This is a genomic window from Pontibacter chinhatensis, assembly GCF_900113285.1.
In the GTDB taxonomy this organism is placed as follows: Bacteria; Bacteroidota; Bacteroidia; order Cytophagales; family Hymenobacteraceae; genus Pontibacter; species Pontibacter chinhatensis.
On sequence record NZ_FOOT01000012.1, the window covers coordinates 37,537 to 60,426 of the forward strand.

Below are 22,890 nucleotides of genomic sequence, written 5' to 3' on the forward strand. Positions count from 1 at the left end.
ATAAACTGTCCCCTTGAGGACAAGTGAGAGTACGAGTTCGAAGCTTGCGAGCAAAGCTCAAGTGGGGTGTAATCGTCTGTTAGGTTTATACTGTGTAGGGACAGGTCGCGACCTGTCCGCGCGAGAACTGCAACTACAAAGCTTATACTTCAGCACCAGTAATCACAGACTCCCCTCCTTGGCTAAGGAGGGGTAAGGGGTGGTTGGACCCGGTATTGCACATAGCCCCCCTCGCCTGTTTTTAGGGAAGGGCGGTGGGGTTTATACTTGGCTAGAGGCAATCTAGCCTGGCACCGCAAACGATAAAGCCGCTGCATGTATACTTGCAGCGGCTTTATACTTATACTTTATACTTCGCCTACAGCTTATCCTTCAGGAACCGAGCCGTATGGTTGTCCTCCAGCTTCGCCATTTCCTCTGGGGTACCTTCGAACAACAGGTGGCCGCCATTTAAACCTCCTTCCGGACCAAGGTCGATGATCCAGTCGGCGGACTTGATGATATCCATGTTGTGCTCGATGATAACGACGGTGTTGCCATTCTCAATCAGAGCATTGATGGAGGTAAGAAGCCTGCTGATGTCGTGGAAGTGCAGGCCAGTGCTTGGCTCGTCGAAGATAAACAGGATGTTCTCGTGGTGCGGCTGTATGCCCTTGGTCAGGAAGGAGGCCAGCTTTACGCGCTGCGCCTCGCCACCCGACAGCGTGTTGCTCGATTGACCTAGTCGGATATAACCCAGCCCCACATCGTTCAGCGGCCGCAGCTTTTCGATAATCTTCGGCTGATCGGCAAAAAAGCCAATACTATCGGCGATGGTCATATCCAGCACCTCGGAGATACTCTTGTCCTTATACTTGATATCGAGCACGTCCTGCTTAAAACGCTGGCCATGGCAGCTGTCGCAGGTCAGGTAGATGTCGGCCATAAACTGCATCTCGATCTTCACCTGTCCCTCGCCCTGGCATACTTCGCAGCGGCCGCCCTCGATGTTAAACGAGAAGTGCGACGGCTTGAACCCACGCGCTTTTGCTAGCGGCTGATCGGCGTACAGGGTACGGATAGCGTCGTAAGCCTTCACGTAGGTTACAGGGTTGGAGCGCGACGACTTGCCGATCGGGTTCTGGTCCACAAACTCCACGTGCTCAATCTTACCGTAGTCGCCGGCCAGCTTGTCGAATTTGCCGGTAGCCTCTGCGGTAGCGCCGTGCAGCTTCTGCATGGCCGGAGCCAGGATTTTCTTGATCAGTGTCGATTTACCGGAGCCGCTTACGCCTGTCACCACCGTCATCACATCCAGCGGAATCTTCACGTTCAGGTTTTTGAGGTTGTTCTCGCGCGCCCCAATAATCTGAATGGCATTGCGCCACTTGCGCCGCTGCGTGGGAACGGGCACCTCCATGCGGCCACTCAGGTACCTGGAAGTATAGGTATCTGCCTTTCTAGTCAGCTCGTCCAGCGTTCCCTGAAACATCAGGTTACCACCACCAGAGCCGGCCTCCGGGCCAATATCAATTAACTGGTCAGCCGCGCGCATCATCTCCTCCTCGTGCTCCACCACAATTACCGTGTTGCCCAGTTGCTGCAGCGAGCGCAGCACGCCAATCAGTTGCTCGGAGTCTTTAGGATGCAGGCCAATGCTTGGCTCGTCCAGGATGTACATGGAGCCCACCAGGGCGCTGCCCAGCGAGGTAGCCAGGTTGATGCGCTGGCTCTCGCCGCCGGAAAGGGTGTTGGAAAGCCGGTTGAGCGTCAGATACCCGAGGCCCACGCGCTCCAGATAGCCCAGGCGGTTGGTGACCTCCGTTACCAGGCGCTCAGCCACGTTCTGCTCGTGCTCTGTCAGCTGCAGGTTCTGGAAGAATGGCAGCACCTGCGTAATCGGCATCAGCACCAGGTCAGTTATACTTTTGCCGCCCACTTTCACGTAGCTGGCATCCTTGCGCAGGCGCGAGCCTTTGCAGTCGGGGCAGGTAGTGCGGCCGCGGTAGCGCGACAGCATCACGCGGTACTGTACCTTGTGCGTTTGCGACTGAATCTCCTTAAAGAAAGCGTTGAGGCCGGAGAAGTACTTATTGCCGGTCCACAGCAGTTCCTGCTCCGCCTCCGTCAGCTCGTTATAGGGCCGGTGAATCGGAAAATCGAAGCGAATGCCGTTTTTGAGCAGCGGCTGCAGCCACTCGCTCATCTTATCGGTGCGCCACGGGGCAATGGCCCCCTCGTACACCGTCAGGCTTTTATCGGGAATTACTAGGTCCGGGTCAATGCCGAGCACGCTACCGAAGCCCTCACAGGTCTGGCAGGCGCCGTAGGGGTTGTTGAAGCTGAAGAAGTTGACCGACGGCTCCTCGAACGTCATTCCGTCCAGCTCAAACCTGTTGGAGAAAACACGCTCCTCGCCGTCGCCATACTTTACGCGGCACTCGCCGTGGCCCTCAAAGAAGGCTGTCTGCACCGAGTCGGCAATCCGGAACTGCAGGTCCTCGTCGGATTTGTAGATCACGGCACGGTCCACGAGAATGTATACTTCCTTGCCCAGGTTTGGCTTCTTCTCCTCCAGCAGCTCCTCTATAAAGTATACCTGCCCGTTGGCGTAGATGCGCGAGTAGCCTTTCTGCAGCAGCAGGTCCAGCTCCTTGCCCAGGCTGCGCTCCTTGTGCTGGTGCAGCGGCGCCAGAATCATCACGCGGGCCTCATCCTCTAAAGAGAAGATAAAGTCCACCACGTCGGTAACGGTGTCTTTCTGCACCACCTCCCCGGAGATGGGCGAATAGGTTTTGCCGATGCGGGCGTAGAGCAGCTTCAGGTAATCGTAAATCTCGGTGCTGGTGCCTACCGTGGAGCGGTTGTTTTTTATACTTACCTTCTGCTCGATGGCGATGGCCGGGCTGATGCCACGGATATAGTCCACGTCCGGCTTGTCCATACGGCCCAGGAACTGGCGCGCGTAAGAACTCAGGCTCTCCACGTACATGCGCTGCCCCTCTGCATAGAGCGTGTCAAACGCCAGCGACGACTTGCCGGAGCCGGAAAGGCCGGTAATGACGATGAACTTGTTGCGGGGCAGCGCCACACTCAGGTTTTTGAGGTTGTGCACCCGCGCGCCTTTAATAATGATGTGCTGACGGGCATCGAGCTCGTCCAGTTTATCTTTGGTTATGTTTACCATACATTAGATAGCCTCTGCAGCAAGTATAAGTAGCCGTTGCTGAGGCTGTTTTAAGCTAATTTTCAATCTGTAAAGATACGAATAGATAACCGCTTTTTGAAGGCCTTTGTTGCAGTTGGTGCTCAGGCAGCTTATACTTTATATCCCTTTTTGTTAGTGGCTTCTCCTGTAATTAGTGCAATACCAGGTCTGATGCCTCCTTGCGTGGATTCACAAAAAAAATCAGGGCTTTCACTAAAATATAACACAAGGGCTACTCATACCCTCCCCGCGCTCGTAAATACCATAACAACCACACCGAGTAGTGCTCTGCTGCTCACCCTTCAGTAGTACCACTGTACCCACTTCCTGGGTATGCCTTCTGTTGATACTTACTTCTGAACCAAAACATACCCTATTATGAAAAATATCTACACGCTGCTGAAGTTGTGCGTAATTACTTCTTTTGCGCTACTGCTGCCTCAGGGCAAAGCACTGGCGCAATTTCCAAATCCACCTGTCTTCGAAGATGCTGTTTGTGCGTTAGACACTACTTTTCTATTCTTATCTTATGAGGCTGTTTCAGAAGACGAGGCCGACCCGGAAAATCTGACAGTTGTACTAAACGTTGTTGTGCCGGAGCCAAATCCAGCTGGCATAGATGCGCTAACGTTCTTAGCGCCTGGCCCGGGGGCCATTCTTGTCACTTATACCCTTGATGAATTAATAGAAGACCCATTCGTAGAGCTTGTAGTAGATAGGGAGGTGTTTTTGACCACACCGGATGTAATTGTTACAGCCATCGATTATGTTCCATTAATTGGTACAATAATTATTCCGTGGCCGCTCTACATTATAGACTTCCAGGCCCGTTTAGACACTGACGACCCCTGCCTGCCCATCACCCCGCTGCCTGTAGAGCTATCCCGGTTTGAAGGAAAGGCAACCCAGAGCGGCATCAGCCTGGAGTGGGAAACAGCCAGTGAAATCAATAACAGCCACTTCGAGATTGAACGCAGCGCCGATGGCAGCGCCTTCGAGCAACTCGGCAGCGTAGCCGGCCACAGCAACTCGGTGGCAACTATAGAGTACAGCTACCTGGACAAGCACCCCAACCCCGGCACCAACTACTACCGCCTGCGGCAGGTAGACTTCGACGGAAAGTATGAGTACAGCAACGTGATAGCCGTAACAGCCCCTGAGACTACGCAGGCGCTGCAGGTGCAGGTAGTGCCCAACCCCTGCCTCAATGGCGATTGCCAGCTGCGCATCGCTACTGCCACGGCAGGCCAGCCGGTGCGGGTGCAGCTGAAGGACCTGTCGGGAAGGGTGGTGTTTGAGCAAAGTATGCAGCACGATGGCGAGCCCCTGCAGCTAACACAAGCGCAACTGCAGCGGCTGCGCGGGGTGTTTATACTTTCGGCTGTAGCCGGACAGGAGGTAGTGCGGCAGCGGGTGGTGCTGGAGTAAAGTATAAACTGACTTTTTCTGCGCCTCAAGGCACAACCCACCCCCACCCCTGAAACGTATGGTTGGTTACTGTTAAACCAATCTTAAAAGCATCGTTTTACTATGGGAAAAGGAGATAAGAAGAGCCGGAGAGGCAAGATAGCCAAGGGCACCTTTGGCAAGAGACGCGCGCGCAAGCACTACAACCTGAAAATGAAGCCCGCCAATAAGGATAATGCCTCTTAAGTAAAGTAAACGCTACACAGGTTCGCCCTGCCGCCGGAACTACTCCCGCGGCAGGGCGAACCTGCTTTTATACTTGCCATGCTGCTATTTTTCTGCTGAAACCGCCGTACCACCTCTGTATTAGGCATATCCAAAATTCTTACTAAAAACAGGCCCGATTATGCAACTATGGTTTCTGAAAAAAGTATAAACATTTACCTATTTTCAGTTCCGGGCTTTGCTCCCCGAAGGCGCCTCTGGCCAGCAAAAAAAGCCCACAGAAACAACCGCACGACCTACCTGTTGTAAGAATGGCTCGTGCCTGGAATTTGTAAAGTATAATTTCTCGAGCTAACGCTTGGCTGCAAGGCAAACGCCTTCAGTACAGTAAGACGTTTATTAACCCATTTAAAACTTAACTAACACCAATCCATGCAAGTACTGGACATCAAACAATTGCTAGAAAACATTGAGCGGCAGGTGTACCAGCAGGAAATCACGACTGACGACGCAGTAACGAAACTAATCAACGCTGAAATTGCCAAGGCCATCAACCTGAAGTATAAAAAGGAGAACGAGGCCGAGGAAGATATGCTGAAAAACGTTTCCTGCACCACCCTGGAGTGTTACCTGGAACACCTGAAGGCTGTGGAGGCTAAACTCCGCAAGCCCTGCGATATCTCGGCCCAATGCAAACCCTTAGAGGAGCGCGAGATCAACCGCCGCCTGTTGCTTATCCTGAACCGCCTGAAAGGCTACAGCAGAAAATAGCAACCGGCACCTGTCATTTTTAAAGACTATCCTTCGCAAGATTCCTCAGCTCTTTCGAAGGATTTTTTATTTCCGGCCCTTTCTTTCCCCTCTCGCTGCCATACATGATGCATGTCATTTTTTTGCAGCAGCACACCTGCTATACTTGCAGGATAGCCCTACTACACGGCAACTAAACAACAACATACTTAACGGCTAAAGGCAATTAGCCCTGCATTTACTGCCGGTCTGCCACAGGAGGGCGCTGCTAAAGTAACAACGATGAAGAGAGACATAGAGACTGAGGAAGACGTAAAACTGCTCGTTGACACCTTTTACGCCCACGTAAACGAGGATGGGTTATTGGCGCCTGTATTTAATGACGTGGCAAAGGTAAACTGGCAGCACCACCTGCCGGTGATGTATAACTTCTGGAGCTCGCTGCTTTTCGGAAGTATGGCCTACAAAGGCCAGCCTTTCCCGAAGCACACGCGCCTGCCCATCAAACAGGAGCACTTCGGGCGCTGGGTTATACTTTTTACCCAAACCATTGAAGAGCTTTTTGAGGGCGTAAAGGCGGAGGAGGCCAAGTATAAAGCCAAAAGTATAGCCCGCATTTTCCAGATGCGCATGGGCCTGCTCAGCATCCTGGACCAGGAGCCCGAGATGCAATAGCGTTGCATAGCACAAATTTTAAGGCAGTGGCTCCGGCTTACTGCCTTTTGTTTTTATACTTATTCTGCATCCGTATTTTATGGTATAGTTGCGGCGCTTTTGCCGAAGGTAAATTCAACTGTTAAGTCTGCGAAGCAGAGGCTCATTCCCACAATAATTGTCACTTTCTGCTCCGCTACCTGCGCCAGCTGCATGCACTATCGCCCCGCCAGGTTTTTTCTTCTATTTTGTAAGCCTCACACATCCAACAAATTGCACTTTAAAAGATAGCATTTTTCTATATGTGGGAAACAAAATTTAACACATCGCATTATAACTTTCATTTTACTTACGTATATACAACTTTACAAGTCTGAAGCGCAACGTTTTAGGGGATTGGCAAGTATAAGGGCCACTTCTTTTTTTGTCTATTACCGGCATCAAAGCTTGCACATCCAAAAGGCGTTCTATATATTTGATTTACATTTCTGAAAAAAACTGTTTAAAACAAGTAAACGCGACAATATGATATAAAGCTCTACGTTAACTTAATGTAGCTTTAAGATGAATACAACTACCCAGATGAGCGACTCAGCATTAGTATCGCTCTACATCGCAGGTAATGAAGGTGCGTTTGAACAGCTTGTAAACAGGCACAAAAACAAAGTCTACACAACTATTTTATTGATCGTAAAGGACTCGTACACGGCCGAGGACCTCATGCAGGATGCGTTTATCAAGGCCATCCATACCATGAAGGGCGGACGCTATAACGAGGAAGGCAAGTTCTCTTCCTGGATCTGCCGCATTGCACATAACCTGGCAATAGACCATTTCCGTAAAGAGAAGAGAAGCCCGGTGATCACGCTGGAAGACGGCAGCAACGTGTTCAACACCATGTCTTTTGCGGAGGACTCTATCGAGTCCCGCCAGATAAAGGAGGACACACACGCCCGATTGCGCGAACTAATCCAAACGCTGCCACAGGCGCAGCGGGAAGTGCTCATGATGCGTCATTATGCAGAAATGAGCTTCCAGGAAATCGCCGACGCTACCGGTGTGAGCATCAACACTGCCCTGGGGCGCATGCGCTATGCGCTGATAAACCTCAGGAAAAAGATGCTGAAAAGTAATATTGCGTATGATACAAACCTCTACACAGAATGAACTGATCCAGTATGTTTATGATGAGTTGGCCGACGACGCCTGCGCACAGCTGGAATCAGCGTTTTTGCAAGACTCAGAGCTAGCCGAGGGCTGCTCCGACCTGCTTATGCTCCAGAACCTGCTTGACGGTGCCCTGAAATCACCCAATGAGCGCGCGGTACAAAACATATTAAATTACTCAAAAAGCTTAAGTTTGCAGTCCTAACCAGATTGCAAACTTTTTTTATGCTTAAGAAGGAACGTTACAAGCTCCTGATAGAGTACTTTACCCAACACTTTCCGGAGCCGGAGACAGAACTGGCCTACAGTAACCCGTACGAGCTGATACTGGCAGTGGTGCTTAGCGCCCAGTGCACAGACAAGCGCGTGAACATGGTAACACCTGCCCTTTTTGAGGCTTACCCTACGGCAGAGGCACTCGCCATGGCTACGCCCGAGGATGTTTTTCCGCTGATCAAGAGTATTTCTTACCCCAACAACAAGGCAAAGCATCTGGCCGGTTTGGGCAAGATGCTGGTGGAGCAATTTAACGGGGAAGTACCCAGCACAGTGGAGGAACTGGTAAAGCTGCCAGGCGTGGGCCGTAAGACCGCCAACGTGATTGTGTCTGTTATCTGGAACCAGCCGGCTATGGCGGTGGATACGCACGTGTTCCGTGTGAGCAAGCGCCTGGGCCTGGTAACCAAAACCGCTAAAACGCCGCTGGAGGTGGAAAAGCAACTGGTGGCAAACATCCCGCAGGAGCTTATCTCCAAAGCGCACCACTGGCTTATACTTCATGGCCGCTACATCTGCCTGGCCCGCCGGCCCAAGTGCGAGGAGTGCCCCCTTACCCATTTCTGCGCCTTCTTTCAGAAGAACTTCCCTAACATCCCCGATGATCCGGAGAATAAGCTAGGCGGGGTGTAAGCGTGGAAGTATAAAGTATAAATCATGAGCGGCATGGGGTAGTATCCTGTAGTTTATACTTTGGTAAGTACGGAGCAATAGTCGTTTACACTTTATTGTCATCCTGAGAGGATCTTGTGGGTAGCCACATAAGCTTAAATTCTAGCAGGTTCTTTCAGCATGAGACTATTCTTTTATACTTCAATCTGGCACTATCCCCATACTTTATACTTGCTAAAACCGGAAGAGGGTATTTCTGCTCTCGCTCCTTGCCTTGCCGCCAAAGTTGCGGATATCGTAGATGAAAGTGACCATGCCGTAACGGGTTAGTGCTGTTGCCCGCACATCCTCTATCATGTTCTCGCGGATAAAGCGGTTGGCGCTGATGTTCTGGTCCAGCAGGTCGAATACCGATAGCTTCAATTGTGCCCGGTCATCCTTCAGGAACAGGAAGGTAACGGCGGCAGTAAGCCTGCTGTAACTGTCCTGCAAGCCAGGCACGGCATCCGAAGTGTGCCACTGCTCCAGGTACGCCTCCCACACCACGCGCTTCGGCACCCGAAGTACCAGGCGGCTAGTGGCAGCTCTGAACAGAGTATTATAACTATCGAATACATCTTCCTCATAGCGGCTGCGATTCATGCTCACCCGCAACGTCTGGTAAAACTCAAGCTTGTCGTTCAGGTTTATCCCCGCGTTTACCGAAGGATTAAAATTGACGATTTGCCCATAGCTCCGCACCCCGTTCAGGATGATCAGCATTTTACGGTAGCCCCCGCCAGCCGATGCTCCCAGCGAAAACCGCCTGCCTGAATCATACTTAAATTCCTTTGATACCCTTGCCATTCCGTTCACCTGCCAGTTCCCATCGGTGTTGACAGGCCGGGAAGTCTGCACCCCGTCAGGCCCGATTGTCCGCTCTCTGGTAATATCATCCCGGTTTATACTTCCGTAGGCAAAGAGGTTGTAGTTGAGCGACTTGTTGAAATCATACTTATAGAAATTTAAGTTAAAAGTATGGGAGACAGTAGGTGCCAGAGCCGGATCCCCATACCGGATAAACAGCGGGTTAGCGTTATCTACCACAGGCTGGATATCTGCAGCTCCCGGCTCACGTAGCGCGGATGAGTAGCTTAAGTTCAGTTCTTTCCAGCGCACGCGCAGCGATGGGAAGGCATAGAGGTAGTCCTGCAGAATGGGTTTTCCTTCCCGGAAGGCGGTCTTGATATTGAGCGACATAAACTCCACTGCGGGCTCCATTGTTAGCTTTCCCTTTTTCCAGTTGAGGCCTGTGGTTACATAGTTTCGCCAGCCTTTCCGATCGAAAAGCGTGGAAAAATCATCCAGCAGCACATCATAATCGTTGTTTTCCGGATCATAGGCGTAGGTGCTTACGGCGTTATCTTCTTTAAAATAGTGAGAGTTCAGCCTGATAACGGCACCCAGGTTCTTTGAAAGCGGCTCGATGTAAGCAAGGGTATTGCGGACGCCCAGATTGTCCCTGCCTTCGTTCCGGAGCTGGTTAAGCTCCGCTGTTTGAGGCTGTGGCTCAAAAAAGCGGTTGAGGGCCAGGTTATACTTGTCCTGAAGTGTGGTGCCGTACTTATAGGTGCCAAATAAACTAAACACCCGACCCTTCTTAGCGAAGAGGCGGCTTAAGGAATATGTGCCGGCAAAGCTGTCCGTGTCACCCTCTAAACGCTCGTTATTATTTCCCTCATTTATCATTCTGCCGGTATTCCGGTAGGTATTGGTCAACTCCTTCTGTCTTGCAGTGCTTTGGCCGAGCAATATGCTTGGTCTGAAGTAAAATTCCGTAAGGGAGTCCAGCTTCCACTCCAGCTTACCCCCTATCTGGTGCTTATGGCTCCTGCTGTTCTGGTCCCGGCTGCGGCGTGTGATTAGGGTATCGCGCCCTAACGATTGCCTGGCATCTACATGTTGGCTTACCTCTTCGTCTATGCCTCCGTAGAAGTATTGCAGGTTCAGTTTGATGCCGTTTTTGGTGACCGTATTAAAGTTTGCACCTCCGCCGGATGACTGCTGCACCCCTTCCCCCATTCCGCCAAAGGAGACTCCGTTCAGCTCATAACCGCTGCCCGACATGGCAACGCTGTTCATCCCGCTCCGGTCAAACCCTCCTATCTTTCTCATATCGCCCATGCCAAAGCCCGGCCGGTTCAGGTTGTTAGAGTAACCCAGCAGGCTTAGCTGTGTGGTATCGCGGAAAGTGTTTATCAGGCCGCCGCCTTCATACCGGTTGTCGGTGCCGATACCCCCATATACTTTGCCGAACATGCCCTTTTTGACTCCTTTTTTGAAGGTGAGGTTTACCACCTGCGGGATTTCGTTCTCGGGCAAGTATGGGTCCCGTCGCACTACCTCTGGGTCATTCATCACCTGTACTTTCTCAATTACATCGGCCGGTAGGTTGCGGCTGGCAATAGTGGGGTCACTGCCGAAGAACTCTTTCCCATCCACCAGTATCTTGTGCACCGTTTTTCCATTCACACTAATGTTACCCGCCGCGTCCACCGCTACCCCCGGCAGCTTTTTCAGCAGGTCCTCTACCAATGCGGTGGGCAGTGTCTTAAAAGAGGAGGCGTTAAACTCCAGCGTATCATTCCTCACCAGCACCGGCGGCGTTTCGGCCACCACCAGCACCTCGCTCAGCAGCTCGGAGCTTGGTTCCATCTTTAGCTCGCCCAGGTCCAGCACGGGCTGCTCCGCCGAAAGTATAAACTCCTTGCGGTATACTTTAAAGCCCATCATCGTAATCACTGCCCTAAGCTCCCGGCCAAAGGGCAGCCCCGACACTCTGAATACGCCTTTCTCATCGCTCATCCGAAACGTGACCATCGCTGTGTCGCTGGCAGTATAAACCGCTACTGCGGCATAGGGCAGCGCTTCTTTCGTTTCCGCGTCCAGGAGTATGCCCTTTAGCTCGCCTTTCTGGCTTTGGGAGAAGGAGTGCTCTGGGTACAGCACGAGCAGCAGCAACGTGAAAATCAGGAGGAGTTTCATAGGCAGTGCTTGTCAGGTAGAAGGGGTAACTGCTTGCCTGCACGGGAAATTCAGTAGAATTTAGAGAGCAAACAGGACATGTGCTTTTACAATATAAGTAAAAGCTAATATAAAGCACCGCAAAATGTAATCTTTTGAAAGCTAGACACAATTACAAGCGAGTAAGGGCACTGCAAGTATGGACGCAGGAACAACAGCCTTAGCGAAAGAACAAAAAAAGAGGCAAGCTTAACCGGCTTGCCTCTTTTACTGGATATACTTCTTAGGACTGCGACCTGTCTCTCTCATGGTAGCCGCGTTTGCCCTTTCCGCCTTTCTCGTGGTGTCTGGCTTTCATTTGCTCGCGTTTCTGCGCCTGCATCTCCTCATACTTGGCGTACTGCTTCTTGTTGAGGATATCTTTCAGCTCTTCGTTGTGGCGCTGGTGGGCTGCCATCATCTCGTTACGCATGGCCTCACGAGACTCGGCGCTTTTCCTGTCGCCTTTCCTAAAATCGCCCCGCTTCGATTCACGCTCTTTCGCTTCTTTCAGGTATAGCGCCTCCACCTTCCGGGCCTGCGACTTGTTAAGGTCCAGCTCTTTGGTCATGCGTTCCGCCCTCAGCTTTGCCCTTTCCTCAGGAGATTTTCGCTTGCGATCGTCTTTGTATTTTTTAACCCGTACTTCCTGCCGCTGCATTTCAGGGCCTTGTGCTACTGCGGGTGCCACAGCGCTTCCTGCTACCAGCACACTTAATGCCAGCATCAATATGTTCTTTCTCATCTTCTTCTGCTTTTATGGGATTGGATAGATTAACAGCAAAGCCCGGGCCCGGTGTGTTTGCTACCTCTACATTACCAAATGCTGTGCCACTTTCTGTAGAACAGCAGCAGCGAAAATTCAAAAATTCATAATCAACTGATTATAAGCAGGTAAAACAGAAGAGTCTAGTAATACTGAACAGCGTCCTTCACCGCCTTCTCCAGCACCTCCTCTACCTGCAGTACCAGTTGCTGGCGATCGAAGAGTTGGCGGGCTATGGAAGCGCCGTTGGCTGAGGCAGTTTGCAGTTGCTGCGGATCAGCCAGCACTTCGCGCAGTGTCTGCGCAAGTAGCTCCGGTTGCTCGGCAGGCGAGTACCAGCCACAGCCATACTTTTCTACAAAGGCTTTGGTCCAGCCGGGGTTGGTGACGATAACAGGCGTGCCGCAGGCAAGGCTGTCGTAGAACTTGGCGGGCGAATTGCTGGCCAGTACCGGCAGGTCGTTAAAAGGCACTAAAGAAACATCGGCCAGCTTAAAGAGCCTGAACACATCGGGGCGTGGCTGTGGCGACAGTAACAGCAGGTTAGGCGTCTGCGCAGCCAGCTCCTTAAGTTGTGGCTCATAGTACCCGTTGCCTGTAAACATGAACGTTATACTTGGGTCTGAGGCCATATTTTGGATCGTCTGCATGAGCGTGGGCATGCTGTTGGCCCGCCCGAAGGTGCCGGCATAAAGCACCACCCGCTTTCCGTGCAGGTTATACTTTTGCCGCAGCTGTTCCACCTCCTGCTCCTGCACAGCATCTACTAAATCCAGGTCGGTGCCATTGTAGTTGGTTGTGATTTTCTCCTTCGGGATGCCCAAGCTGGCTACGTACGCCGTCATGTCCGGGGAAAGGGTGATAATGTGGCTGGCGCTCTCGTAAAGGCTTTGCTCCATGGTATAGAGGCGCTGCTGCAGCCAGCTGTTCTGCACCGCCCCCATCTGTATCGGGAAGCTTGGCCAAAGATCCTGCACCTCAAAAACCCACGGCACACCGCGCAACCTGGACACCTGCGCCGCCACCCAAGGCGTGCTGAGCGGGGTAGACACTGCCCATAGCACATCAGGCTTCTGCAGCTGCATGGTTTTCTTAAAGGCGCTCCCCGCAAATCCGGCAAAGGCTTTGAGGCGCTTGCGCACCCCCATTTTGTTCGAGTATGGCGCCAGGCACTCATGCAGCTCCACTCCCTCCGGCACCCAGAAATGATTGTAGGTTACCCTGGTCTTCCTCCAGCCATCGCTTGTTACCAGGCTTAGCTTATGCCTGTGCACCAGCTCCTGCATAAACGTGTAGTGGCGGCACGTAGCAGGGCAGTCCGGGTTGTGGTGGTGCTGGTTCAGGAGGGCAATGTGCATTCTTGATTGTTAAATTGTTGCTTCGCTAAATTGTTGAAACGCTATCTAAGTAGATTCTCCGCACAGTCAACAACTCAGCCACGTAACCGCTAAAGCTACCGCCTTCTTTCCGGTTTATACTTTGATTCCTCGAAAATCTTGCGGTAGTCCGTCTCTGCCATTAGTTCCGGCAAGATTACCTTAGGGTTACGCTCCATGTATTTGCGTACAATCTGCCAGCCAACCCATGTTCCAATACGACCGGGGGCAGTAGCGTCTATTTCAGGGGTGTTAGGGCGCTCGCCAATGTATTTGTTCACCACAAAAGGCGTTTTCTCGAACAGCAGTTCCTTCTCCACAAAATGCGCCCAGATGCGGCCTTCGTTGTAGTTTACATCCGCTATCTGCTTATCGGTGTAGGAAATGATGGAAGAGTCCGGCACGCACGGCAGCACCGACTTTACGAAATAATAGGCTTTCCCCATCCCAATCATTTCCGAAAGCAGGTTACGATCCTTAAAGTTGGTTCTGTTAAAGCGGTTGGAGAGCAGCAGCATGGCCGCCGGCACCATCTTCTCCGGCTCATAGCGCTTCAGGATATACTCGTAAGCCTGCGGGCGGTATTTTGCCTTTTCCCCGATAAAGTAATCGATGCCGAACACGATCAGGCTGTCTGACACGTATAAGTCGTTGCCCAGCGTGCCCAAACCCGTCACAAAGGTCTTCACCTGCGGCGCCCTGAAATCGGGGTAGTTATACTTTATCACCCGGAAAGCATCCGCCAGCAGCTGCTCTTCCTGCTGCATGTCGCCGAAGGTTTGCATGGCCTGCTGTGCCAGCGAGTCCAGCTCCGGGTTGGTGGCCAGGCCATGCAGCGGGTTTATGAAGGCAGAGTCGGAAGGGTACTCGCTTCGCTGCAGGTACTGCTCTGCAAAGTATGGATGGGCCTGGATAAAGCCTGCCATCTGGGCCTTTGTTTTGGCCTCGAAGAATGGTTTTTCCAGCCGCTCAATCTGCACATCCATCGGGATTTGCGCTATCTCCTTGGGTAGCTCGCAACCCTTTTTGCCGCAGCCAAAGGCAAACACAAGTATGGCAAGTATAAGTAATCTGTAATACATTGTTTTTGTATCTTTACGCAAAAATAGGGGTTACTTTGTAATAGGGTAACGTAAAGTATAATAAAAGCTAAGCTAATGAAGAAAATCACACTGTTAATGCTGTTTTTGTGCGTTGGGTTCACATCGATGGCACAGGTTGAGATTGGCCTGCAGCTCTCGCCTACTATTTCTGGCAACCGCTTTGTGGCCGAGGACAGGTATAACCTGGAGAAGGAGAACAACAAGCTGCGCCTTGGCGTGGGCGTGGTAGTAGATTACTTCTTTGCCCAGAACTATGCTTTCAGCACCGGTTTGATGTACCGCAGCAAGGGCTCCGAGATTTCTTACAACTACACCCGTGAGCTTGGCGACGGTTCCACAGAGCGCATCAGCGGCAAGGACGACATCTCCATACAGTATATCCAGCTCCCGATAACGCTGAAGCTCTTTACCAACGAGGTGGCCCCAGGCACGATTTTATACTTCCAGGTGGGTGGCGCGCTTAATACCAAGGTTGCCGCACAGGTAAACAACAAAAAGGTAATAGACGGGAATAAGGTAATCAAGCGCTTCAACATTTTCGAGACGGATGCCATACTTGGCGGCGGCGTGGAGTTTGAGCTGGGCCAGAGCACGAAAATCTTCGGGGGCCTCACCTACCACCGCGGCCTGACCAATATCGACGACCATTACAAGAAGAAGCTCAGCGACAAGAACATCTCCGTGAAAAACAACGGTGTGTCGGTTGACTTTGGCCTGAAGTTCTAGCCTGCCATACTTTACCTAAAATACAAAAAAGCCGCTGCTATTTACTAGCAGCGGCTTTTTTGTGCCCGTAAGCCAAGGCTTACTCTTCATCTTTGTCCTGCACGCCGTTCATATCATTGAAGGCGGAGCGTAGTTCTATTTCTTCACCCCTGCTGTCCATCACTTTAAACTCCATGATGCCCAGGGAAGTATCTTTGATCAGGCTTACCCACCTGAAGTACTTAAAGAACCATTTCACCTGCCGTGAGAACAAGCCTTTGGTATAGTAGGCATGCACGAACGGGTGTAGGTATATTTCCAGACTCTTATGGTTGTGGCTTGTCAGCAGGTCGTCTACCGCTGCGTCAATTTCGTCTGTTACCAGTATACTGGCAGATGTTTTACCGGTGCCGCCGCAGGTAGGGCAAACCTCACCGGTTACAATGTTTTGCTCGGGCCTCACGCGCTGTCTGGTGATCTGCATCAGGCCGAATTTCGAGATTGGAAGGATGGTGGACTTGGAGCGGTCGCGCTTCATTTCCTCCTTCACCACCTCGTATACTTTCTGGCGGTTTTCGGGCGACTTCATATCGATGAAGTCCACTACAATGATACCACCTATATCCCGGAGGCGCAGCTGACGGGCCACTTCTTTGGCGGCCATCATGTTTACGTGCAGTGCGGTTGCCTCCTGATCGGTTTCGGTATTGGATTTGTTCCCACTGTTCACATCGATTACATGCAGCGCCTCGGTGTGCTCTATCACCAGGTATCCGCCCCCTGGTATCGTCACGGTTTTGCCGAAAGCAGCCTTTAGCTGTTTCTCGATGTGGAAGTGTTCAAAGGTCTTGGTTTTGCCAGTATAGTGCTTCAGGATCTTAACCCTTTCCGGCGCTATACTTTGCACATAGGCTTTGATCTCATCATAGAGCTGGGTGTTATCCACCACTATGTTGTCAAAGCTCTCGTTTAGTAAATCCCTCAAGATGGAGGAAGAACGATTGAGCTCGCCAATGATCTTGTCGTTTGGCTTCGCTATTCTGAGGGTTTTAAAGCCCTCTTCCCAATTTGCTAACATGTTGCGCAGGTCTCTGTCGAGCTCTGCCACATCGCGGCCTTCTGCCACTGTACGTATAATCACACCGAAGTTCTCCGGCTTGATACTCGTGATCAGGCGTTTCAGTCGGGTGCGTTCCTCCTTACTGACAATTTTCTTGGATACGCTTACCGTGTTTGAGAACGGTACGAGCACCAGGTAACGGCCGGCAAGAGAAAGCTCACAGGATAAGCGTGGTCCTTTGGTTGAGATAGGCTCTTTTACGATCTGCACCAACAGCTGCTGCCCTTTTTTGAGCACATCAGCTATTTTGCCGAGTTTGTCTATCTCAGGCTCAAACTTTGCCTGGTTTAGCTTGGGTGTTGCGTTCTTCTGTGTTTGCGCCGCTTTTACATACTTGTTCAGTGTTTTGATGTTGGCTCCCAGGTCATGGTAGTGCAGAAATGCATCCTTCTGGTAACCGATATCAATAAAAGCGGCGTTCAGTCCAGGCATTACCTTTTTTACAGTGCCCAGAAAAATATCACCTACAATGTAGTCCGTGTCTTTCGACTCGAAGTGATATTCAACTAATCGTTTGTCCTGTAAAAGCGCAATGCGATCCCCATCCTGAGTAGAATTGATGATTAGCTCGTTGCTCAATTTCTCTCAAATGGTTATGTTGGATGTATAAGACCAAAGCCCACTTTAACTTGCGTAAAGTGGGCCCTCTTGAACGCGGAAGAAATTACTTCTTCTTATGTCTGTTTTTTCTCAGGCGCTTCTTTCTCTTGTGCGTAGCGATTTTATGTCTTTTTCTTTTCTTTCCGCAAGGCATATTCTTGTAGGTTTGGTTTTATAAATGATTTCTTCAGTTACTTTTAAAGCATTTACTGCAGTCTGGCCAGGTACTCGTCCACAGAGGTATTCAAAGCTGGGTCGTTGCTCATGCCTTTCACCTTGTTAAACAGCTCCTTGGCTCTTTCAGTTTCGCCCGTCTCAGCCAACGACACCGCCAGGTAGAAGGTTCCTTCCACGTGTTTCGGGTTAACCGACACCAGCTTCTCGAAATGGCCCACCGCCTTGTCGTACTGGTTAGACTGTATGGACAGGATGCCCAGGTTGAACAAAGCCTTCTGGTTATTCGGATCCGCCACAATCACCTCGCGCAGCATGGTGATACCCTGCATTGGGTTAGAAGTGGCAATGTAGGTCATGGCCACATTTGTTTTGGCGTCGTTGTCCGAAGGGTTGTTCTTCAGCACCTGCTCATACATGTTGCGGGCCTTGGCTCCCAGCTCGCTGGCGCGCTCCTGAGTGGCGGCAAAGGTAAAAGCCTCATAGTAGGCGTCTCCGGCTCTCTTGAAGCTTTTCTCACCTCCACGGGCGTTGGCAGCAATTTCGTAGTAGTACCCAGCGCTGTCATACCTGGCAGCGTTGGAGTAGGCTTCGGCAAGCTCCACAGCCACCAGGCTACGTGTCTGCTCGTCGGTAGCTTTGTTATACTTAGAACGCGCAGTTGTCAGCGCCATCAGTTGCTCTGGTGTGGCAACCCTGTGTGCTTTAACTGCATCTTCACCGGCCCCGTGGTCGTGGCCATCGTCTTCTGAGTGGCCCTCCGGTAAACCGCTGCTTTCTTCAGTTTTGGCTAAGTTATCCTGATCTTCGTTGTTAACAACAACCTTAGGCAAAAAGAATAAAACGGCCACCAGAGCGATGGCTACAACAACTATCAATACCTGAGACCGTTTCATTCTTTTTACGCTACGTTAATATGTTACTGAAAATAAAGTTCGTTCAGCAAAGATACAAAAAATTAAGAATGCGCTAGCTCCTGAATCTTTTTGCTGTTCTTGATCTTCTGGATAAAGGTCTTAGACGGCTTGAAGCTTGGAATAAAATGCTCGTCGATGATGATAGATGTGTTTTTAGAAATGTTACGAGCTACTTTCTTCGCACGCTTCTTATTCACAAAGCTACCAAAACCTCTCACATAGATGTTGTTACCATCAGCCATAGAGTCCTTCACAACCTTGAAGAAAGCCTCGATTGTAGACTGAACATCTGCCTTATCAATCCCTGTCTTATCAGCAATCTCTGATATTACTTCTGCTTTAGTCACTTTCTTAAATTTTTAGAATATTAATAATATGTTAACTTTCTAATCTTTGGAAAATCAGGCGGTTCCGCAGAACGATGAAATTCGGGGCACAAAGGTAGTTTTACTTTTCGAATTGCAAAAGATTTAGCGCTAAATTATTAACTATTAACCTCCTGCCTCCTATAAAGCTGCCCTTCGATTCTACAACTTGCCTGCCGCATTCACCCTTCCCTAACGCGCCTTAACTGTTTATATTTTAACGTCTGCCACTTACCTTGCGCCTGCCCAAAGAGCAAACAATACCTTACGCTGTTTGTTTTGCAGAACCTAAACTGTACAATTTATGCAACCCGCTCCAAACCCTTCTTTCGCGCCGACTCTAACTAACTGGTACAGCAGGCACAAACGTTCCCTGCCCTGGCGCGACACGAAAAATCCATACTTTATCTGGCTCTCCGAAGTGATTCTGCAGCAGACGCGGGTAGCGCAGGGATTACCCTACTATGAGCGCTTTGTGGCCGCCTACCCTACCGTACACGATTTGGCCGCCGCCCCGCAGGATGAGGTGCTGCGGCTGTGGCAGGGACTTGGTTATTACTCCCGGGCTCGCAACATGCACCACACGGCCCAGTTAGTAGTGGAAAAGCACGGTGGCCGGTTTCCGGACAAGTATGAGGAGTTGCTGAAGCTGAAGGGCGTGGGGAGCTACACGGCGGCGGCCATTGCGGCCTTTGCCTTTCAGGAGCGGGTGGCGGTGCTGGACGGCAACGTGTTCCGGGTGTTGGCGCGCGTATTTGGCATTACGGAGGATATTGCGGCCCCTGCGTCGCGGAAGGTGTTCCAGAAACTGGCCGATGAACTGGTGCCTGCCCAGGAGCCCGATACCTACAACCAGGCCATTATGGAGTTTGGAGCCATACAATGTACTCCGCTCATGCCTGATTGCATGTTCTGCCCGCTGCAGCAAAGCTGTTTTGCCTTTAACCACGGCATGGTGCAGGAGCTGCCGGTAAAATCAAAGGCCAAGGCGGCGCGGCCGCGTTTTTTCCACTACATCGTGTTCGAGCTCAACGGCACCTACTACCTCCGTAAGCGGCTTGAGGGCGACATCTGGCAGGGGCTTTATGATTTTTACCTCTACGAGAGCGAGAACAAAGACCTGCCCATGGAGCAGCTGCTGCGCGAGCTGCAGGAGGCGGGCATTCCGGTGCAGGCGGCCCTGCTGCAGCCACCGGCAAAAGATTACAAACATATCCTGAGCCACCAGAAAATAACGGCGCGTTTTTACCGTATAAAACTCAAGGATTCGCTAAAAGATGAGGTGCTCCAGGAAACAAGATTAGCCGCTTATAACGTTGGAGAAATAGATGCTTTGCCGAAGCCAGTTTTAATCAATAGTTATTTGCAGGATGCTAAGATTTTAGTATATTTATAGGCTGAAACTTTTCTTTAAACAAAAGCATTAAGAGGTTCAGTAAAAGCCATATTTGCCTCCAGCTTGGTTGCTGGAGTAGCCCAATTCAATTTAATATTTAGACAAAAAAAGACATGGCAAGTGTAAACAAAGTAATTTTGATCGGAAATCTGGGCAAAGACCCTGAAGTACGTCATTTAGAAGGTGGCGTGGCCGTTGCCCGCTTCCCAATTGCAACCTCTGAAACGTTTAAAGACAAGAACGGGCAGAGACAGGAGCGCACCGAGTGGCATAACATCGTGGTATGGCGAGGCCTTGCCGAAGTAGCAGAGAAATACCTGCGTAAAGGCAACTCTGTTTTTATCGAAGGCAAAATCCGCACCAACAGCTATCAGGATAAAGAAGGCGTGCAGCGCTACAACACCGAAATCGTGGCCGACAACATGACCATGCTTGGTGGCCGCGGTGGCGATAATAACGGAGGCGGCGACTACCAGGGCTCTTCCGCTGCTGCAAGCGGCGGGAATTACAGCGGTGGCGCCACAGCCAACAAGGGCGGCAGCCCGGCCGGCGGCTTCCAGAGCGACGAGCCGGACGACTTGCCGTTCTAACCTATGTTTAACTAAACAAAACAATCTTGGAAAGTACAGATTCCGGAGACCCCCTGAGTTACAGCTTACTCCAACTTTTACAGAGTTCTTTAACTCAACTCAGGATTGAATACCTGGTTGCCATTTCAGGCGGCCTGATCTTATTGCTGCTCTCGGCCCTGACCTCAGGTGCCGAGGCAGCATTTTTCTCTCTTTCGGAGCAGGAACTAGAGCAGTGCAAAACAAGCAAGCACCCCGCTGAGCAACGTGTGTACCGCCTCCTGCAGGACCCGCGCAAGCTTCTTACCACCATACTTATACTTAACAATGGCATCAATGTAGCCATCATCACGCTGTTTGCCTACGTGGCCTGGCAGGTGTTCGGCACCATGACCTTATCGGCCGGCTCGCTGGCAGTATGCCTGCTGTTTGCTACTTTCTTCCTGGTTTTTTGCGGGGAGGTGCTGCCGAAAGTATACGTGCAGCGGCACCGCATGCCGCTGGCCCGAAGTATGGCAAGTGTGCTCGACAGGCTGCAGTTCCTTATCCAGCCTTTCTCATGGCTCCTTATCTCTATCAATGAGCTTGTGGAGCGCAAGTATATGCTCCGGGGGTATACGCATACCATTGAGGAGCTGCACCATAGCCTGGATGTGGCCCTGACTAAAGCGGATACCTCGCCGGAGGAGCGCAAGATCCTGCGCGGGGTGGTAAACTTCGGGTCTATCTCGGTAAAACAGATCATGCGCCCGCGCATCGATATTGTAGCCTTTAATACCTCCATGACCTTTCCGGAACTGATGCCGGAAATAGTAAAATGGGGCTACTCACGCGTACCGGTATATTCCGAAAGCACCGACCACATAGAAGGCATCCTTTACGTGAAGGACCTGTTGCCGCACCTGGGCAAGGGCCCGGACTTTGACTGGCAGCAGCTGGTGCGTCCTCCGTTTTTTGTGCCGGAGAACAGGCGCATTGCCGATCTTTTCCAGGATTTCAAGGAAAAGCATGTGCACATGGCCATCGTGATAAATGAGTATGGCGCCACAGTTGGCCTGCTTACCCTGGAGGACATTGTGGAGGAGATTGTGGGAGAGATCAACGATGAGTTTGACGACGATGATGATATCATTTACTCCCAACTCGACGAAAATACCTTTATCTTTGACGGCAAGACCTCGCTGCACGATTTCTGTAAGATAACAGAAGTTCCCTTCGATGCCTTTGACGAGGTAAAGGGCGCAAACGAGACAGTGGCCGGCCTGATGCTCACCTTATTCTCCGGGATTCCGAGGGCTGGGGAGGCAACAGCCTATGGCCGTTTCCACTTTACGGTAGAGTCGGCGGACACGAAGCGCGTAAAAAGAGTAAAGATAAATGTCGCAAGCAAGAAAGAGCAGTATCATAAAGTTGGGTAGCCTGAAGGCATTTATGTGGGCGGCCCTGGCCGCTGGTATAGTAGCCTGCAGCGGCACGGAGTATACCCCAAAACCGAAAGGCTATAACCGCATCGATCTGCCCTCCCATACTTACCAGCAACTGCGGGAAGCGCACCCTTATACGTTCGAGTACTCCAAGCACGCCAAAATCCGCCCGGACTCTTCCGGGATAGCCGAGCCACATTGGATCAACATCATCTATCCCAGCCTGGGCGCCAACGTGCAACTAACTTACAAGAAGCTGGAGAACGATGATAAGAAGCTGAACGACCTAGTGGAGGATGCCCGCAAACTTACCTCCAAGCACCAGATAAAGGCTTACGCTATCGAGGAGGCAGAAATTAAAACGCCTTCCGGTGATATAGCCTCTGTGTTTGAGCTGGAGGGCGAGGTTCCCAGCCAGTTCCAGTTTTACGTAACCGACTCAACAGACAACTTCCTGCGCGGCGCTTTATACTTCCGCACCGCCACCCAAAACGACTCCCTCGCCCCAGTAATTGAGTTTGTAAAGAAGGATATCATTCATTTGCTGAATACGCTGGAGTGGAAGGAGATGTAGGTGTTTATTTGATAGGATAGAAAGTATAAAAGCCGTTGCAAGTATACATGCAGCGGCTTTTTGTTTGTAGTACCGGCTCCAACCACCCCTGGCCCCTCCTTGTCTAAGGCGGGGAATTTGTAGTTACTGGTGCCAAAGTATAAGCACCGTAGCATCAGTTCTTGCGCGGACAGGCTGCGCCCTGTCCCTACAAAGTATAAACCCACCCCAGCCCCTCCCAAGAGGGGAATTATACTTACTCCTTCCCCTATCATCTCGAACACTCTTGAGGCGAGAGCCGAAGAGAGCCAGCGTAGCTGTGAGAGATCTATCTGAAATTCTAACCAGATCTCTCCCAAAGGTCGAGATGACAAAAAAGTGGCTATCGACTTTATCCCAACCTTTGGGTTGAGCGCCTCGAGAGGTTCCGGTGACGAACGTCAGTGAGGCAGCCCGAGGCACGAGGGCAGGAAGCGAAAGCAGCGCGATGCCCGAAGGCGAG

Annotated in this window: 19 protein-coding genes; 11 read left to right on the top strand and 8 right to left on the bottom strand. The window is 51.2% G+C overall.

The genetic code is table 11. The features are described from left to right. Positions 1 to 358: 358 nt before the first annotated feature. The gene (gene uvrA / locus BM040_RS20120) at positions 359 to 3,166 is read right to left on the bottom strand and encodes an excinuclease ABC subunit UvrA (protein ID WP_092105345.1); all 2,808 of its coding nucleotides are present in this window, start codon (positions 3,164 to 3,166) and stop codon (positions 359 to 361) included. A 399-nt stretch (positions 3,167 to 3,565) separates the two neighbouring features. Here uvrA and BM040_RS20125 point away from each other — a divergent pair, with 399 nt between their 5' ends. The 6 genes from BM040_RS20125 (at position 3,566) to nth (ending at position 8,299) form a co-directional block, all read left to right on the top strand. Continuing rightward, a complete protein-coding gene (locus tag BM040_RS20125) occupies positions 3,566 to 4,615 on the top strand; it encodes a hypothetical protein (RefSeq protein ID WP_092105347.1) in 1,050 nt (349 codons plus the stop codon). A gap of 102 nt (positions 4,616 to 4,717) precedes the next feature. Next, positions 4,718 to 4,840 carry a 30S ribosomal protein THX gene (locus BM040_RS20130; protein WP_092105349.1) on the top strand — a complete coding sequence of 41 codons (123 nt, stop codon included), beginning with the start codon at positions 4,718 to 4,720 and terminating at the stop codon, positions 4,838 to 4,840. A 411-nt stretch (positions 4,841 to 5,251) separates the two neighbouring features. Next, positions 5,252 to 5,590 (top strand): hypothetical protein, encoded by a 339-nt coding sequence (locus BM040_RS20135; RefSeq protein WP_092105351.1) that lies wholly within the window; start codon positions 5,252 to 5,254, stop codon positions 5,588 to 5,590. 261 nt (positions 5,591 to 5,851) lie between these two features. Then, entirely contained in the window at positions 5,852 to 6,244 is a 393-nt protein-coding gene (locus tag BM040_RS20140; RefSeq protein WP_092105354.1) for a group III truncated hemoglobin, read from the top strand. A 543-nt stretch (positions 6,245 to 6,787) separates the two neighbouring features. Beyond that, entirely contained in the window at positions 6,788 to 7,390 is a 603-nt protein-coding gene (locus BM040_RS20145) for an RNA polymerase sigma factor (protein WP_092105356.1), read from the top strand. Between the two features lie 225 nt (positions 7,391 to 7,615). Next, on the top strand, positions 7,616 to 8,299 hold the full coding sequence (gene nth, locus BM040_RS20155) for an endonuclease III (RefSeq protein ID WP_092105360.1): 684 nt from the start codon (positions 7,616 to 7,618) through the stop codon (positions 8,297 to 8,299). 213 nt (positions 8,300 to 8,512) lie between these two features. Here nth and BM040_RS20160 read toward each other — a convergent pair whose 3' ends face one another. The 4 genes from BM040_RS20160 to gldB all read right to left on the bottom strand — a co-directional run bounded on the left by BM040_RS20160 (position 8,513) and on the right by gldB (position 14,544). After that, positions 8,513 to 11,302 (bottom strand): outer membrane beta-barrel protein, encoded by a 2,790-nt coding sequence (locus BM040_RS20160; RefSeq protein WP_092105362.1) that lies wholly within the window; start codon positions 11,300 to 11,302, stop codon positions 8,513 to 8,515. A gap of 262 nt (positions 11,303 to 11,564) precedes the next feature. Next, positions 11,565 to 12,065, bottom strand: a complete 501-nt coding sequence (locus BM040_RS20165) for a DUF4890 domain-containing protein (protein ID WP_092105364.1) — start codon at positions 12,063 to 12,065, stop codon at positions 11,565 to 11,567. Positions 12,066 to 12,229: 164 nt separating this feature from the next. Beyond that, complete coding sequence (locus tag BM040_RS20170) at positions 12,230 to 13,444, bottom strand: glycosyltransferase family 4 protein (protein ID WP_092105366.1); 1,215 nt, start codon at positions 13,442 to 13,444, stop codon at positions 12,230 to 12,232. 95 nt (positions 13,445 to 13,539) lie between these two features. Then, a complete protein-coding gene (gldB, locus tag BM040_RS20175) occupies positions 13,540 to 14,544 on the bottom strand; it encodes a gliding motility lipoprotein GldB (protein ID WP_092105368.1) in 1,005 nt (334 codons plus the stop codon). Between the two features lie 75 nt (positions 14,545 to 14,619). On the opposite strand from gldB, the gene BM040_RS20180 reads away from it, so the two are divergent. After that, on the top strand, positions 14,620 to 15,291 hold the full coding sequence (locus BM040_RS20180) for a porin family protein (protein WP_092105370.1): 672 nt from the start codon (positions 14,620 to 14,622) through the stop codon (positions 15,289 to 15,291). Between the two features lie 79 nt (positions 15,292 to 15,370). Here BM040_RS20180 and BM040_RS20185 read toward each other — a convergent pair whose 3' ends face one another. From BM040_RS20185 to BM040_RS20195, 3 genes are all read right to left on the bottom strand, one after another. Beyond that, positions 15,371 to 16,969: an Rne/Rng family ribonuclease gene (locus BM040_RS20185; protein WP_092105372.1), complete on the bottom strand. Its 1,599-nt coding sequence runs from the start codon at positions 16,967 to 16,969 to the stop codon at positions 15,371 to 15,373. A gap of 227 nt (positions 16,970 to 17,196) precedes the next feature. After that, positions 17,197 to 18,060, bottom strand: coding sequence for a tetratricopeptide repeat protein (locus BM040_RS20190; RefSeq protein WP_092105374.1), 864 nt, complete (start codon positions 18,058 to 18,060; stop codon positions 17,197 to 17,199). A gap of 62 nt (positions 18,061 to 18,122) precedes the next feature. Further along, positions 18,123 to 18,428 (bottom strand): HU family DNA-binding protein, encoded by a 306-nt coding sequence (locus BM040_RS20195; protein WP_092105376.1) that lies wholly within the window; start codon positions 18,426 to 18,428, stop codon positions 18,123 to 18,125. Between the two features lie 322 nt (positions 18,429 to 18,750). Between BM040_RS20195 and mutY the strand changes: the two genes are divergently transcribed. The 4 genes from mutY to gldD all read left to right on the top strand — a co-directional run bounded on the left by mutY (position 18,751) and on the right by gldD (position 22,409). Further along, positions 18,751 to 19,842, top strand: coding sequence for an A/G-specific adenine glycosylase (gene mutY, locus BM040_RS20200; protein ID WP_092105378.1), 1,092 nt, complete (start codon positions 18,751 to 18,753; stop codon positions 19,840 to 19,842). A gap of 113 nt (positions 19,843 to 19,955) precedes the next feature. After that, on the top strand, positions 19,956 to 20,432 hold the full coding sequence (locus tag BM040_RS20205) for a single-stranded DNA-binding protein (RefSeq protein WP_092105380.1): 477 nt from the start codon (positions 19,956 to 19,958) through the stop codon (positions 20,430 to 20,432). A 26-nt stretch (positions 20,433 to 20,458) separates the two neighbouring features. Then, positions 20,459 to 21,829 (top strand): gliding motility-associated protein GldE, encoded by a 1,371-nt coding sequence (gldE, locus tag BM040_RS20210; protein ID WP_245756316.1) that lies wholly within the window; start codon positions 20,459 to 20,461, stop codon positions 21,827 to 21,829. A gap of 13 nt (positions 21,830 to 21,842) precedes the next feature. Further along, on the top strand, positions 21,843 to 22,409 hold the full coding sequence (gldD, locus tag BM040_RS20215) for a gliding motility lipoprotein GldD (RefSeq protein ID WP_092105382.1): 567 nt from the start codon (positions 21,843 to 21,845) through the stop codon (positions 22,407 to 22,409). Positions 22,410 to 22,890 lie beyond the last annotated feature (481 nt).

Excerpts from the sequence above, each read along its gene's own strand:
- uvrA (WP_092105345.1), bottom strand. The coding sequence starts at position 3,166 with ATGGTAAACATAACCAAAGATAAACTGGACGAGCTCGATGCCCGTCAG.
- BM040_RS20125 (WP_092105347.1), top strand. The coding sequence starts at position 3,566 with ATGAAAAATATCTACACGCTGCTGAAGTTGTGCGTAATTACTTCTTTT.
- BM040_RS20130 (WP_092105349.1), top strand. The coding sequence starts at position 4,718 with ATGGGAAAAGGAGATAAGAAGAGCCGGAGAGGCAAGATAGCCAAGGGC.
- BM040_RS20135 (WP_092105351.1), top strand. The coding sequence starts at position 5,252 with ATGCAAGTACTGGACATCAAACAATTGCTAGAAAACATTGAGCGGCAG.
- BM040_RS20140 (WP_092105354.1), top strand. The coding sequence starts at position 5,852 with ATGAAGAGAGACATAGAGACTGAGGAAGACGTAAAACTGCTCGTTGAC.
- BM040_RS20145 (WP_092105356.1), top strand. The coding sequence starts at position 6,788 with ATGAATACAACTACCCAGATGAGCGACTCAGCATTAGTATCGCTCTAC.
- nth (WP_092105360.1), top strand. The coding sequence starts at position 7,616 with ATGCTTAAGAAGGAACGTTACAAGCTCCTGATAGAGTACTTTACCCAA.
- BM040_RS20160 (WP_092105362.1), bottom strand. The coding sequence starts at position 11,302 with ATGAAACTCCTCCTGATTTTCACGTTGCTGCTGCTCGTGCTGTACCCA.
- BM040_RS20165 (WP_092105364.1), bottom strand. The coding sequence starts at position 12,065 with ATGAGAAAGAACATATTGATGCTGGCATTAAGTGTGCTGGTAGCAGGA.
- BM040_RS20170 (WP_092105366.1), bottom strand. The coding sequence starts at position 13,444 with ATGCACATTGCCCTCCTGAACCAGCACCACCACAACCCGGACTGCCCT.
- gldB (WP_092105368.1), bottom strand. The coding sequence starts at position 14,544 with ATGTATTACAGATTACTTATACTTGCCATACTTGTGTTTGCCTTTGGC.
- BM040_RS20180 (WP_092105370.1), top strand. The coding sequence starts at position 14,620 with ATGAAGAAAATCACACTGTTAATGCTGTTTTTGTGCGTTGGGTTCACA.
- BM040_RS20190 (WP_092105374.1), bottom strand. The coding sequence starts at position 18,060 with ATGAAACGGTCTCAGGTATTGATAGTTGTTGTAGCCATCGCTCTGGTG.
- mutY (WP_092105378.1), top strand. The coding sequence starts at position 18,751 with ATGCAACCCGCTCCAAACCCTTCTTTCGCGCCGACTCTAACTAACTGG.
- BM040_RS20205 (WP_092105380.1), top strand. The coding sequence starts at position 19,956 with ATGGCAAGTGTAAACAAAGTAATTTTGATCGGAAATCTGGGCAAAGAC.
- gldD (WP_092105382.1), top strand. The coding sequence starts at position 21,843 with ATGTGGGCGGCCCTGGCCGCTGGTATAGTAGCCTGCAGCGGCACGGAG.